Below are 14,421 nucleotides of genomic sequence, written 5' to 3' on the forward strand. Positions count from 1 at the left end.
TTTATGATGCTTGCTTTCCTTTATCTGCATCATCTACATACCAGATGAATTTGCCTGTATATCCGTAAATAACTGCTAAAATTAACGATACGAAGCTTAACCACATAAACGGAACGTATGAGAACGTTGCTACACCTAAAATACCAGCCATAAAAATACCATTATCAGACCATGGAACCATACCTGAAGTTAACGTTCCACCTACTTCTGAGTTACGCGCTAATACACGACGGTCTATTTTTAATTTATCATAGCTATCTTCCATAATTTTTGGTGTTAAAATTAGTGATACATACATCGCACAACCAAATATATTAGCTAAGAATGCCACGATTAAGGTAGACAATGTTACATTACCTGCAGAATTTAATTTCTTCTCGAATTTTGATACGATTACTTTTAAAACACCTAATTTTTCAAGTAATCCACCAAATCCTAAACCGAAAATAATAACGGCTACTGAGCCAAGCATGCCGTTAATTCCACCACGGTTTAATAACTTGTCAACAAACTCAACACCAGATTGAATTGAGAATCCGTTATAAGCTGTTCCAATCGCCTCTCCAAAGTTCATCCCTTGGAAAAGAGTTGCCCAAATTGCACCAATTAAAGCTCCCATTGCAATTGTTGGCATAGACGGTTTCTTCATCGCTAATAGAACGATAACAATGACCGCCGGAACAAGCATCCATATTTTAATATCAAATTGCTTTAATAAAGCTTCTTTTAAAAATTCCACTCGATTCAAATCTACATTATCGCCGCCATACATCCAACCAGCTACAGTAAACATAATACTAGTAATAATATAAGCCGGAACATCTAATACGAGCATAGCTCGAACGTGAGCAATAACATCTACTTTCGCCATAGAAGCTGCAAGAACTGTGCTATCAGAAAGTGGTGATAATTTGTCGCCGAAATAAGCTCCTGAAAGAACTGCACCAGCAACAAGCGGAAGTGGTAAACCAAGTCCTTCACCAATCGCCATCATAGCAATACCTGCTGTTCCCACTGTTCCCCAAGACGTTCCTGTTGCGATAGAAGTTATAGAACAAATAATTAATGTTGCTAATAGGAATATGCTAGGGTGAATAAATTCTAATCCATAATAGATTAATGTTGGTACTACCCCACCAGCAATCCATGTTCCAATTAAAGCACCTACTGCAACTAAAATCAGTATTGCTTCTAATCCGTTAGAAATCCCTTTCGTAATTGCATCTTGCAATTCTTGATAACGAAATCCTAATCTTAATCCAAGCGCAATTACTAAAAACCATGAAATAAATAGCGCTAATTGAATTGGGAGATCAAAAATCGTTTGGAAGGAAAAGACAACAGCAAGAAATAGTAATAAAAGAACTATGATTTCTAGCATCGATGGTAATCTTACACTTTTCATTTTTTTCTCTCCTTACAAGTCGATAACATGACGTATGTCGTCTTACATGTATGTAATATACAATTAGCGAAGACAAAACAAAATTTTCATATTATTTCGATTTATTTTTCCAGTATAATATATTCACAACCCTTTCTATTGTAAAAGTAGATTACGTTTTTCGCAATGAAAAATATAAAAAATGTTGTATTTTTATTTATCCCGATATTTCCGGCCAATAAGACCTACGCCTTAAAATTCAGTAAGTGCAAAGCAATTAGTTAAGAAATTAACTACTGTAAAATCCCGGATTGACATGAACGTATTAAAGCTTCACTTTATTTACAAAGAACAATCCCATACTAACTTTTTTAATATTTGCTGCAACAAAACTTTTTACAACTATCTTAACTTTTTAATTAACACCATAATTTCCCACACAAAAATAGGGCACACATCATTAAAATGATGCATGCCCTACCTTTATTTATACATATTTTGTATTTCTTCTTTATTTTTAAGTATTTCCTCAAACTTATCACTACAACCCTTCGGAAATAACACTCCCAGTCCATATGAATGCGCAAATTGAAAATGAGGGTACTTCGCTTTTACCTCATCCCAAAACTTATACACGCCGAAATCACTACTTCTAACTTCAATATCATGAAATAATACAATACCGTTTTTCGCGACTTTCGGTATCCATGTATTATAATCGTGAGAAACAGCTTCATACGTATGATAGCCATCAATATGCAAAAGATTTATCGTTTCATCTTGAAACCGGTCTACAGCATCATCAAAAGTAGATCGAATTAAATTTCCTATATTAAGGTAGTTATCGCTCACTACTTTCTCTACTATTTGAAAAACCCCTTCTCCATATGGACCTGTATGCCCATCTCCAGCCCAAGTATCTACTGCAAAGCATTTAGTCGATAACCCTCCATCTTTTACTCCCTGGCAAAAACTAAAAAAGGAGGCTCCTAAATGTGTACCTAACTCAACTAAAGTTTCTGGTTTTTCAAATCGTACTAAGTCATATGCAAAATCTAAATGTCCACTCCAAGCAGATTGTGACCGAATAATAGGACTAAATGTTTCAAATTCAAATGATGGTTTATGAGTAACCCAGTTCATCGCATAACTCCTTCTGCACATATTTTTAACAAACCAAATTACTCTTATCTTTATTTTTTTATCGCCATGATTATGATTCTATTTCATGAAAATATGAAGAATTTATTCTTTTCTATTGAGGTAAAGCATCATATACATATGGATCAGTTGGCTTATTAATTTTCTCGATTTTGTTTACTTTTACAAGTGGAAAGACTGTTCCTTTATATATCGTTTCATCTAATAATCCTGTTATTTTCACCCATGTTTCTTCTGGAATTTTTTCAATATTTTTCCCGGTAACAATCATCCCCCAGACTGATGCATCCGCAATACAACAAGTTATGCCATATCGAGCCACTACTACTTTATTACCCGTCACATCTTTATCCTTATATATAAACCCTAAGAATGTAATTTCTTTCCCTTTAAACCAATTAACATTTTGACCAATTACATTCATTGTTTGAACATAGTCCTTATCCTTTACTTGTAGTTTACGCTGTCCTAACATACTTTTTACTACTTGCTCTTCCGTTTTATAAGTCGTTGATAAATTTGATGTTTCTTCTGGATCAACGGATACTTCTCGCCCATCAAAATTAACCTGTTCCCCCTCTTTTTCATTCCTTTCCAGACTTCTCGACTGTACACTTTGATTCATACCCCTTTTTCCTGCTAAACTTCCATCAATTGTTACACTTCCAAAGAGAAAAGCACTAACTATCGGAACAACAAATAAAACATATACAAAGAAACTTTTTATCCCTGATTTTGATGTTGTATGATGTTTACAACAATTACAATCATGCTGTTTTTCTCTTCCATCTCCCCAAACTTGTACAATACCAAAAATTAAAATTACTACAAAAGCTATATACGTAAATTTAATCATTTTTGGAGCGATAAAATTATAAATATTCCCTGTTACAAGTAGTTTAAATAAGAGCATTGCTAAACCAATTAAAATAATGCCACGTATATAGCGATGATACGCCTTCTGCTCCTCTTTCTCCATTCTTTCTCACCTCCTATAACATTATGATTTGCAGAATGGTATACACAGATACAATGACAATTCCTATCAAAAAGAATACAAATCTCTTTTGAAAATACGCAAATAGCATTAACGTATTTTTCATATCAAGCATAGGCCCAAACACAAGAAATGCGAGAAGTGCCTTTACCGAGAAAACATGTCCAAAAGATGCGGCTATAAAAGCATCGGCTGCAGAACAAATTGATAAAACATAACCAAATCCCATCATAATAACGGGAGCAATTACTTCGTTATGTGCTACTACATCCAGTACATTCCGATCAAAAAACGTTTGAAATACACTTGCTAAAAAAGCACCTATCAATAAATACTTACCAGTATCAAAAAACTCATCTACAGTGTGATTCATAACATCTTTCCAACTCTTTTTTTTGCTTGTTTGAACTGAAACCTCTACGTCTTTTAAAACATTTCTTTCGCGATAGCAATAATACACAATTAGACCTATGAATAGAGCAACTAGAATTGTTATCCCAAAGCGTGCATATACAACGTAATCATTTTTTGGAAACGCATATACAGTAGATAAAAGAACGACTGGATTCATAATGGGTGCACTCATTAAAATAACAATGCCTACATGAAGTGGTAACCCCTTTTGAATGAGCCTTCTTACAATTGGTATAATGACACATTCACACATTGGAAAAAGAACTCCCACAAATACTGCTGGAATCATTGCAACAATTGGAGATTTCGGCATTACTTTTTGAATCATATCTTCCGTCACAAACACTTGAATACATGAAGAAACAATGACCCCTAATAAAATAAAAGGTATTGCTTCAAAAATGATACTTAAAAATACCGTATTCACATTCAACCATTCCTGCGGCATATTTTTATGCAAATTTACTAGACTTGTAAAATCTACAAAAAATAATAAAAAGAGAAACATAGCGATAAGAGCTATGCCTACTACTTCTTTTGAAACTCTATTAAAGACCAAGCTTCTCGCCTCCATTTTATTTATATGTAAACATGTGCTTGTCCAAATGCTTCATACTACAGCACAAATTTTATAGTCTATTTCTATTCTTAAATCGTAATCATTATGATTTATTATTGATTTTTCTTTTCCCATCGTTTAATATAAAACGTAATCATTACGATTTAAAGGAGAGATCATTTCATGAAAAAAGTACCTATCACTGTATTAAGTGGTTTTTTAGGATCTGGAAAAACTACCTTACTACATCACATTTTGACTAATAAGAATAACTTAAAAGTAGCTGTTATCGTTAATGATATGAGCGAAGTAAACATTGATGCATCTCTTATAAAAAAGGGTGGTTTTTCACGTACGGAGGAAAAACTAGTAGAAATTCAAAATGGCTGTATTTGTTGTACACTACGAGAAGATTTAATGATAGAAGTGAATCGTCTTGTGGAAAATGGTGATATTGACTATATTATTATTGAATCTTCTGGTATAAGTGAGCCTATTCCAGTTGCTCAAACGTTTACTTATACAGACGAAGTTCTTAACATTGATTTAACGAAAAATTGTCGCCTCGATACGATGGTTACAGTTGTAGATGCAAATAGATTTTGGGATGATTTTGCAGATGGAGAAAGTTTATTAGACCGAAAACAAGCAATCGATGAGAATGATACCCGGGAAGTTATTGATTTATTAATAGATCAAATTGAGTTTGCAAACGTAATTATTCTTAATAAGATAGATTTGCTAGAAAAAGAAGATGTGATAGAGCTTCATCATTTACTAAAAAAATTAAATCCTAATGCAAAAGTTCTTGAATCTTCGTTTAGCAAAGTACCATTACAAGAAATTTTAAACACAAATCTATTTAATTATGAAGAAGCCAGTCAATCGGCCGGCTGGATACAAGAATTAAATAGTGACCATCATACACCGGAAACGGAAGAATACGGTATCAATTCCTTTGTTTACCGCCGCAAATATCCTTTCCATCCCAAGCGCCTTATGAATTGGCTAGAAAAATGGCCTTTAGATGTTGTAAGAGCGAAAGGATTCTTCTGGCTGGCATCTCGTAATAATATGATAGGGCTTCTATCTCAAGCAGGTTCCTCTATTACAATTCAAGGAGCCGGTGAGTGGATAGCGGCATTACCTGAAACTGAAAGAAATCAAATGATTACAGAAGAACCAGAAGTATTGAAAAACTGGGATAAACAATATGGAGATCGAATAACCGAACTCGTATTTATCGGAATTGATATGAACCGTTCTTTAATTGAACAATCATTAGATAGTTGTCTATTAACAGAGAAAGAAATGAAACAAAACTGGAATACATTTATTGATCCTATCCCGGCTTTTACTTATACTTCATAATAATTAATAAAAGGCTTCAGTAGAATGAAGCCTTTTTACTTTATAGCACTCTTATTTAATAGGTTTGCTTTAATTATAAATACAATTGTACCTAAAACAATTAATATAGCATATACGATACCAACTACCCCCCCCTATTTTTTCTAAGCCAAGCGGTAATATTATAGTAGCAACTCCAACTATATAAGAAAATGCTCCTGAAAGCTTCGCTAATTTATTTTTATCTCCAACAAACGTTTCTTCTTGATATCCTGCTAACAAAAACAACCTCTTTTTCACATGTATTTGATACCCTAAAAAAATGATAAGTAACCCAACAAATAAACAAACTAAAAATCCAGCTAACATATCCTCCCCCTCCTCTACAATATTTTACTATACATAAAAAAATAAAATTAGAAATTTCAGTTTATTAACGAGTCATTCTGTGATATATTGCATATTGTATTCAATTTGTATTTTTAGAAAGGAGAATTTTAGATCATATGGATTCAAATCGATTAAAAGGAATTATAATGGTCATAATCGGTGCTTGTTTATGGGGCTTGTCTGGTACAGCTGCACAACAACTTTTTCAATATGACAATGTTTCAACCGAATGGTTAGTTACGATCCGTTTACTTATATCTGGAATTATTTTGCTCATTATTTCCTCATTCGGAACGAGAAAAAAAGAGATATTTGGCATTTGGAAACAAAAATCTGATGCTATTAAAATGATTTTGTTTGGTCTATTCGGTATGCTTGCTGTACAGTATACGTATTTCGCTTCAATTAAAGAAGGAAATGCTGCCGTCGCAACATTATTACAATATTTAGCTCCTATATTCATCACTGTATACTTACTTTTCAAATGGAACGTTCGTCCATCAAAAATTGATTTCATTTCAATTACCCTTTCATTAGTAGGCACTTTTCTCTTACTAACAAACGGGTCTGTTCATAACTTGGCTGTTTCTACACCAGCTATTATTTGGGGTATTTTATCTGGATTATCTCTCGCTTTTTATAGTTTATATTCAAAGGAATTGTTAGAAAAATGGTCTTCCTCCGTTATCGTTGGATGGGGCATGATTATTGGGGGTATTGGTGTAACGATTGTACACTTTATTTCTACAAACGAATTCATTTTATTATCAACTATGAAATATGTAAAACTAAGTACCCTACCGCTCATCACATTTGTCGTCATTTTCGGGACACTTATTGCCTTTTATTTATACTTAGACAGCATACGATACCTGACTCCGAAAGAAACAACATTATTTGGTTGCACAGAACCACTCGCAGCTATTATTTCTTCTGTACTTATATTGCACGTGCCATTTCAATCTTTTCAGTTATTAGGCGCTTTTTGTGTCATTGTAATGGTGCTCATCTTAAGCCAAAAGCCGGATGAAGGGAAACAAAAATTAAAGCTTGTTCATGCAAAAAAGGAAAATATACAATGAAAGGATTGAATTCACTATGCCTGTCCCTCAAAATTATAAAAAACCAGGAAGAATTTCAGCAAAATCACTCGTTTTAAATCAACTACAAAATTGGATTATTGAAGGTGTACTGAAGCCCAATGAAAAAATTAATGATGGGGAATTGGCTGAGGCACTAGGAGTAAGCAGAACACCTGTAAGAGAAGCACTTCAAATATTAGAGCTTTCTGGATTAGTGGAAATGGTACCAGGGCAAAAAACAAAAATTGCTCCTATTAAGTTAGACGACGTATCTATCATTTATGAAACGATGGCTGGTCTTCACTCTATTATAGGAAAGCAAGCTCTTCAAAACATTACAGACGCTGATATTCAACTACTTTCTGAAATAAATGATCATTTTCAGCACTCTATAGAGAAAAAAAACGCAAAACAAGCTTTAGAATTAGATATACAATTCCACAATACAATTTCTTCTATTGCTAAAAACCAATATATTGAACCCTTTTTAGAAAATATGCAACTTCACGTTTTACGTCTTGAATATTTGTTTTTCCAAAACTTTGTTCCAGCAAGTCAATCTATTGAAGAACATCACTCTATCATTCAAGCATTACAGAAGCAGGACGAAAAACAAATGGAACAAATAATGACCCAAAACTGGCTCCGTCCCATGAAAGAAATACAAAAAATAATTTCTACGAAATAAAAGGAGAGCTGGTTACACAAAATCGTAACCAGCTCTCCTTTGACTAATCTATATAGCTATGCCTGAACATTTGCATAATCTTCCATATCTTCGTACTCTTTTTCCAATTCCTCTAAAGACAGCTCGTATAATTGTCGGTCGCGAATCTTAAACACACCTGCCCCAATTAACTCATCAATTAAATGCCTCTTACGATTTTCAACAGCAAAACGGAGTTGACTACTCATCTTTTAAAAAACTCCTTTCTACAATCATTGAAAATGATAATCTTTATCAATTACCACTTTTGATTATAAAAGATGACTCTTTATAAGTAAAGTAATTTCATGAAATATTTACCTTGCAAAGTATTTGTGGCCACATTATATATATGTATGCCGTGCGAAAAATGTTATGACACTTTTTCTTATCCTTTTTCTTTCATACTTTGCAAGTTGTCTCATCGTGATGAAATTCACCATCTATTTCTACTTGAATGGTGACATGTTCTACATGAAATTTCTCCTTTAATACATACGTAGCCTCTTTTAATACACTTTGCGTTTCATTCCCTTTAATAATAAGATGACATGTTAATACTTGAAAATCTGATGTGACAGACCATATGTGCAAATCATGAACTTCTTTGACAATCGGAATATTTAATAACGTACTTTTTACCTCTTCAACATTTATGTGCTGTGGTGCCCCTTCCATTAATATATGAACCGTATCACGTGTTACACGCCATCCACTAATAATGACTAAAATAGACACAAGAATACTAGCAATCGCATCTGCAGCAGTCCATCCGAAAAATTTAATAAGTAACGCAGCAATAATCGCTCCAACGGAACCCAATAGATCGCCTAGTACGTGCAGGAAAGCACTTCTTAAATTCAAATTACCTTTCACATCTCCGCCTCTCATTAATATCCAAGCTGATAAAATATTAATAAGCAGACCAAGGACTGCAATAATGAGCATCCCATTACTAGCAATCTCAACTGGTTCTTTAAAACGACGGATTGCTTCAATAAAAATGTATACCGAAATGACAATAAGAACGACACCGTTACATAATGCTGCTAACATTTCGACTCGCTTATACCCGTATGTTTTCGCAGTTGTTGCTGTTTTTTCTCCGAGTTTAAACGCAAGTAAACTTAAAACTAAAGATACTGCATCACTTAGCATATGCCCCGCGTCAGATAGTAGTGCTAAGCTATTTGTTACAAATCCCCCAACAACTTCTGCAATCATAAAACTTGTTGTTAGTAGGAAGGCAATTAGTAACGCCTTTTTATTTTTTGAATGACCATGATCATGCGAATGTCCCATACTTATACTCCTTTAAGTACAATATCTGTATGTTAGTATGAAACAAACTCCCCATCTTTATCCCGAATTGACTGATTGTAAACGCCCGCTTCCTCTGTATACACACTTCGCTATTTTTTAAACAATCCCTTTTTCTCAAATAAAACAAGACTACTTCTTTTTTATTTTCATATTGTTTACTAATGAAAGAATTTTGAAGGAGGTTACTTAAATGAAACGTTTATTTCTCTGTATGGAACGTGAACTTGTTGTAGTGAAAGAACACAATGATAACTATGAAACGACTTATCACTTACAAAATATGCAACCTACCTGTATCGCTGTTGATCCATTTCAAAAGAATCGTGTATATTGTGGAACATTTGGACGAGGTCTCTGGTTAAGTGACGATAGTGGGGATTCTTGGAGACCAATTGGGGATTCCTATCGTTACTTTGATTTCCCTAAAGAAGATGGTATTTTGCACTCCTCTATCACTTCCATAACAATAAGCTCAAATGAACAAGTTAACGGATATGGTGTCGTTTATGTCGGCACAGAACCGAGCGCTTTATTTCGCTCTGAAAATGGTGGTGAAACGTGGACTGAACTTAAAAATATGAAATCATTATTATCTTCTTATACGTGGGCATTTCCGCCTAGACCTTTTACCCATCACGTACGCTGGATTACAGTTGACCCAAATAACCCTAATACAATACACGTTTCAATCGAAGCTGGTGCTGTTATTCAAAGTAACGATAAAGGGCATACATGGATTGATAAAAAGTTCGGTGCTCCTATCGATGCTCATCAATTACTTATGCACCCTGAAGCACCAAATCGCCTTTATGCATCATGTGGTGACGGATTTATGGGCGGACCTGATCGTGCTTATCTTGAGAGTTATAACAATGGAAACAGTTGGATCTCATGTAGTGCAGGACTTGAACATCATTATTTATACAGCATGGCTATCGATCCAGCTGATTGTGATACGATTCTCGTTTCTGCTGCGCCAAGTGCTGATCTCGCTCATCATCGTATCCCTTATGAATCTTATATTTATCGAAAAACGAAAGATACTCCGTTCCAGCAAGTACAACAAGGATTACCATCTGCAATCGGTACAGTCATTTCGATGTTTGCGACAAACGAAGCCGAACCACATACGTTCTACACGTTAAATAACAATGGCGTCTTTCAATCCAATGATAGCGGCGAATCGTGGGAACAACTAAATATTTCGTGGAAAGATGAATATAAAACGCAGCATCCGCATGCATTGCTCGTTACTAGTTCTTAACGAAAAAAGACTGCCTAAATGATTTTAGGCAGTCTCTCTTTTATTTCTTTAAATCAATGACAATATCATCTAATACAATATCTTTACTCTTCGCTTCTTTTTTCGGCACTTCTATTTTCTTCTCTTTTCCATTCACATACTCCACTCCACCATGATTTTCAGGTGTATGAACTCGCAAGTGTACACGAGGTGTAACGATAAGCTTTGTTGCATTTTCGTTTAGTTTTTGGAATGTAGCACTCCAATGGATATTGTAAGGATCGTTGCCACTTCCCCCATTTCCTTCACCCGAATAAATATTCCCTAAATCATCCTTAACCGTCAATTCAACATCTACACTATCCCATTCTTTCCTCGCGCCCTTAGAAACCTCTTGATTGTAATAAAGAATAAATGAAACTGGCGATATTGCGACCTTTTCCATATTTGCTTTTATACCTTCTTTTTCCGAATTCCCACCAATTGTTCTCTCTTTACTATCCACTGATTTTACAGTTAACGCGAAATTCCAATTACCTTGTATTGATTTTTTCCTATCTGGCATCTCTATTCTCTCTATATTCCATCTAAAGTTTACTTTGTCCTTTTTATTGCTATCATGATGCGTCGTTGTTACCATACCTACATACTTTTTTTCAGTAACTTTAGTCATTTTACCACTGCCTGAACTACCATGAGCGTCCATTATATCCAATCCACCTAATATGATAGGATCCTCCCCTAAGTCCTGCTCACTTTCCAGTGAATACGTTATAGATAATGTTCTGCCATCAGAAATTACATCATTAATGGTAACCTTAACCCCATTACTCTCTCTCGTCATATTCAATTCAGTCGAAAACTCTTTATAATTTTCATATAACCCTGTTCTACCATTATCTAAAAATCGGAATATGTCCCCTACAATTGGCAATCCCCCGGCATATGTAGGAAAACCGATACCAAGAGTTGCAACTGATAATCCTACTAAAATAGATGCAGCAGCGACACCTTTTTTCCAACTTTTCATCTTTTTCTTCGTACGTATCGATTGTTTTACATTTCGTTTTACTTTTTCCTTTTCAATTTCAGAAGCCTCAATTTCTTCTAGTTCTTTTTCGTCTATATCAATATCATTTAATAGTTCATAAATGTCTTTCATATTGCACTACCTCCAAAACTAATATTCGTAGCATTTTGTTGTAGTTTCTTTTTCCCCCGGTACACTCGATTATCAATTGCTGCCCGAGTTAATCCTAACTTGCCACCTATTTCCTCTGTCTTCATACCAAGTAAATATTTCATAATGAACACCTTTTGATCTAGCGGTTCTAATTGATTAATGAGCTTTAATAATTCTTCCCTATCTTCCATAACGATTAATTCGTCTTCTGCTGATTTTTCTGTACTGATATGAAACTCATCTGAAATGATTTCTACTGTTTTAGTCGATTTCCGGTAATAATCAATTGCTTTAAACTTCGCAATCGCTGCAATCCACTTTTTAAAATCACTCGGCTCTCCATGAAATTTATTTGCGTTATTCCAAATGGAAAGAAATATATCGTTTATACATTCCTCTATGAGTCCATCATTTTGAATTGGGAGTAGAACTTTATGCGTGATTCCCTTTATGAGTGGTAAGTATGTATCGACAACAAATTCTAACGCGTCTTCTTTTTGCCGCTGTAATCTTTTTATAAAATTTTTCTCATTTGATTTCATGTAGCGATTCCCCTTATTGTTTTGTAAAAGCTTTTACATCCTATATAACGTCTGAGAAAATTTTTTCTCTCATCTTTTTTATTTTTTGGAATACTTTCCCTTAGCCATTGTCTCATATAACTATGCGTTCAAAGAAAATTTTCTCAAGTCTGTAATTTAATTCATGTAGTACACTATTTATATAGTCATTTTTTAACTTGGTGTACATTTTATTTCGTTAATCTACTATTTTAATTTAGGAGATGAGATGTGTATGTGTGGAATTACAGGTTGGGTAGATTGGAAGGAAGACCTTTCAAATCAACATGTTATTTTAAAAAAGATGGCAAATAGTATTCAGCATCGTGGTCCTGATGCTGAAGGATTCTGGTTTTCACCTCGTGCGGCCTTTGCACACCGGCGTTTAATTGTTATTGATCCAGAAGGCGGGACGCAGCCGAAGACATTTCGTACTGGTGATTATACGTATGCTCTTACTTATAATGGAGAAATTTATAATTTCCGTGAACTGAGAGAACAACTTCGAAAATGTGGTCATGCATTTGAAACGCATTCAGATACAGAAGTGTTACTACATGCTTATTTAGAATGGAAAGAAGATTGCGTACAACATTTGAATGGAATTTTCGCTTTTGCCTTATGGGATGATCAGAAGCAACAATTATTTTTAGCGCGTGATCATTTAGGCGTAAAGCCACTCTTTTACACAGAAAGAAATGACAGCATTATTTTCGGATCTGAAATAAAAGCATTATTAGCGCATCCATCTGTTCCTGCTGAAATTGATGCGGATGGCATAAATGAAATATTTGGATTAGGCTTATTTCGAACTCCTGGATGTGGCGTCTTTAAACATATTCAAGAAGTGCGTGCTGGACATTGTATAACGTTTACACGTCATAAAAAAGTAGTTACGAAGTATTGGAATTTAGAAAGTAAGTTCCATACAGACTCTATAGAAGATACATCTTCGCATATTTTATCTATTTTACAAGATACAGTAAAAAGACAATTAATTGCCGATGTCCCTCTCGTCTGTATGTTATCAGGCGGATTAGACTCTAGCGGTATTACTGCACTTGCGGGTAAAGAATTTGCTGCTGAAAATAAAACACTTCATACGTATTCCGTTGATTTTGTAAATAGCGCAAAAGATTTCGAGCTAACATTTGCTCGCACTGGTTTAGACGCTCCTTGGGTAAAACGCGTTTCTGAACATGTCGGGACAGCGCATCATGATATTATTGTGAATGCTGAAGAATTAGCAAATCACTTATTCGTTCCCCTTCATGCGAAAGATTTACCGAGTGCTGGTGAAATGGAAACTTCACTATATTTACTATTTTGCGAAATGAAAAAAGATGCGACCGTAGCTTTATCCGGTGAATCGGCTGATGAAGTATTCGGTGGATACCCTTGGTTTCATCAAGAAGAATTACTATATGTAGATAAGTTTCCTTGGCTAACAAATTGGAAAAATACATCTCCTCTTCTACTAAATGAAGTAAGTAACCAATGTAATCTAGAAAACTATATTGATACACGATTCCAAGAAGCGATACTTGAAGTACCTACTCTTGAAGGGGAAAGTAAAAAATCCGCGAAACAACGCCAAATGTTTTATTTATTTTTAACAAGATTCCTTCCTTTCTTACTTGACCGTAAAGATCGTATGAGTATGGCTGTTGGATTTGAAGTTCGTGTACCGTTTTGCGATTATAGATTAGTTGAATATTTATGGAATGTTCCTTTCAACATAAAAAGTATTGATAATATTGAAAAAGGCATTTTACGTAGAGCACTACAACCAGCTTTACCTGACGATGTACGTAATAGAAGAAAAAGCGCTTATCCAACTTCACAAGATCCACACTACTTACAAACAATCCGTAATTTAACACTTGATATGTGTAGCAATAAAAACAATCCTATTTTCTCACTTATTAACCATTCCATCTTACTTTCAATTGCTGATCAAAGTAATAAAGAGATTAACAATTTTGAGGCAAGAAGTGCCATGGAGTATATGCTACAAGTAAATGAATGGTTAAAAACATATCATATTCATATTGCTTAACAAAAAGGAG

13 protein-coding genes and 1 pseudogene are annotated in these 14,421 nt (G+C 34.5%); 5 read left to right on the forward strand and 9 right to left on the reverse strand.

The features are described 5' to 3' along the window. Position 1: 1 nt before the first annotated feature. The 4 genes from nhaC to MKY38_RS13395 form a co-directional block, all read right to left on the reverse strand. On the reverse strand, positions 2–1,405 hold the full coding sequence (nhaC, locus tag MKY38_RS13380) for a Na+/H+ antiporter NhaC (RefSeq protein WP_000843992.1): 1,404 nt from the start codon (positions 1,403–1,405) through the stop codon (positions 2–4). A gap of 462 nt (positions 1,406–1,867) precedes the next feature. Further along, entirely contained in the window at positions 1,868–2,527 is a 660-nt protein-coding gene (locus tag MKY38_RS13385; protein ID WP_001104667.1) for a class I SAM-dependent methyltransferase, read from the reverse strand. Positions 2,528–2,639: 112 nt separating this feature from the next. After that, positions 2,640–3,524 carry a TIGR03943 family putative permease subunit gene (locus MKY38_RS13390; RefSeq protein ID WP_341049130.1) on the reverse strand — a complete coding sequence of 295 codons (885 nt, stop codon included), beginning with the start codon at positions 3,522–3,524 and terminating at the stop codon, positions 2,640–2,642. Positions 3,525–3,537: 13 nt separating this feature from the next. Further along, the gene (locus tag MKY38_RS13395; protein ID WP_002023790.1) at positions 3,538–4,530 is read right to left on the reverse strand and encodes a permease; all 993 of its coding nucleotides are present in this window, start codon (positions 4,528–4,530) and stop codon (positions 3,538–3,540) included. 168 nt (positions 4,531–4,698) lie between these two features. Here MKY38_RS13395 and MKY38_RS13400 point away from each other — a divergent pair, with 168 nt between their 5' ends. Continuing rightward, a complete protein-coding gene (locus tag MKY38_RS13400) occupies positions 4,699–5,886 on the forward strand; it encodes a GTP-binding protein (RefSeq protein ID WP_006923257.1) in 1,188 nt (395 codons plus the stop codon). A gap of 35 nt (positions 5,887–5,921) precedes the next feature. Here the strand turns inward: MKY38_RS13400 and MKY38_RS13405 are convergent. After that, positions 5,922–6,234, reverse strand: a pseudogene (locus tag MKY38_RS13405) (DUF3784 domain-containing protein). 137 nt (positions 6,235–6,371) lie between these two features. On the opposite strand from MKY38_RS13405, the gene MKY38_RS13410 reads away from it, so the two are divergent. Continuing rightward, positions 6,372–7,337 (forward strand): DMT family transporter, encoded by a 966-nt coding sequence (locus MKY38_RS13410; protein WP_000378080.1) that lies wholly within the window; start codon positions 6,372–6,374, stop codon positions 7,335–7,337. Positions 7,338–7,353: 16 nt separating this feature from the next. Beyond that, positions 7,354–8,025, forward strand: coding sequence for a GntR family transcriptional regulator (locus MKY38_RS13415; protein WP_002023787.1), 672 nt, complete (start codon positions 7,354–7,356; stop codon positions 8,023–8,025). A 56-nt stretch (positions 8,026–8,081) separates the two neighbouring features. Here the strand turns inward: MKY38_RS13415 and fbpA are convergent, their stop codons facing one another. Together fbpA and MKY38_RS13425 are read right to left on the reverse strand one after the other, a co-directional pair. Continuing rightward, positions 8,082–8,252 carry a Fur-regulated basic protein FbpA gene (fbpA, locus tag MKY38_RS13420; RefSeq protein ID WP_000098303.1) on the reverse strand — a complete coding sequence of 57 codons (171 nt, stop codon included), beginning with the start codon at positions 8,250–8,252 and terminating at the stop codon, positions 8,082–8,084. 193 nt (positions 8,253–8,445) lie between these two features. After that, a complete protein-coding gene (locus MKY38_RS13425; protein WP_341049131.1) occupies positions 8,446–9,345 on the reverse strand; it encodes a cation diffusion facilitator family transporter in 900 nt (299 codons plus the stop codon). 211 nt (positions 9,346–9,556) lie between these two features. Between MKY38_RS13425 and MKY38_RS13430 the strand changes: the two genes are divergently transcribed. Further along, entirely contained in the window at positions 9,557–10,630 is a 1,074-nt protein-coding gene (locus MKY38_RS13430; RefSeq protein WP_000825300.1) for a WD40/YVTN/BNR-like repeat-containing protein, read from the forward strand. Positions 10,631–10,670: 40 nt separating this feature from the next. On the opposite strand, the gene MKY38_RS13435 is transcribed toward MKY38_RS13430, so the two are convergent. Both MKY38_RS13435 and MKY38_RS13440 read right to left on the reverse strand, forming a co-directional pair. Next, positions 10,671–11,771: a DUF4179 domain-containing protein gene (locus tag MKY38_RS13435; RefSeq protein ID WP_098876180.1), complete on the reverse strand. Its 1,101-nt coding sequence runs from the start codon at positions 11,769–11,771 to the stop codon at positions 10,671–10,673. Next, positions 11,768–12,334 carry a sigma-70 family RNA polymerase sigma factor gene (locus tag MKY38_RS13440; RefSeq protein ID WP_046392557.1) on the reverse strand — a complete coding sequence of 189 codons (567 nt, stop codon included), beginning with the start codon at positions 12,332–12,334 and terminating at the stop codon, positions 11,768–11,770. Before MKY38_RS13440 ends, MKY38_RS13435 begins: the two co-directional genes overlap by 4 nt. 253 nt (positions 12,335–12,587) lie before the next feature. Between MKY38_RS13440 and asnB the strand changes: the two genes are divergently transcribed. Next, a complete protein-coding gene (gene asnB / locus MKY38_RS13445; protein ID WP_065224043.1) occupies positions 12,588–14,411 on the forward strand; it encodes an asparagine synthase (glutamine-hydrolyzing) in 1,824 nt (607 codons plus the stop codon). The last annotated feature ends 10 nt before the right edge of the window (positions 14,412–14,421 follow it).

This window comes from Bacillus sp. FSL R5-0585 (assembly GCF_038004545.1).
Classification (GTDB): domain Bacteria; phylum Bacillota; class Bacilli; order Bacillales; family Bacillaceae_G; genus Bacillus_A; species Bacillus_A cereus.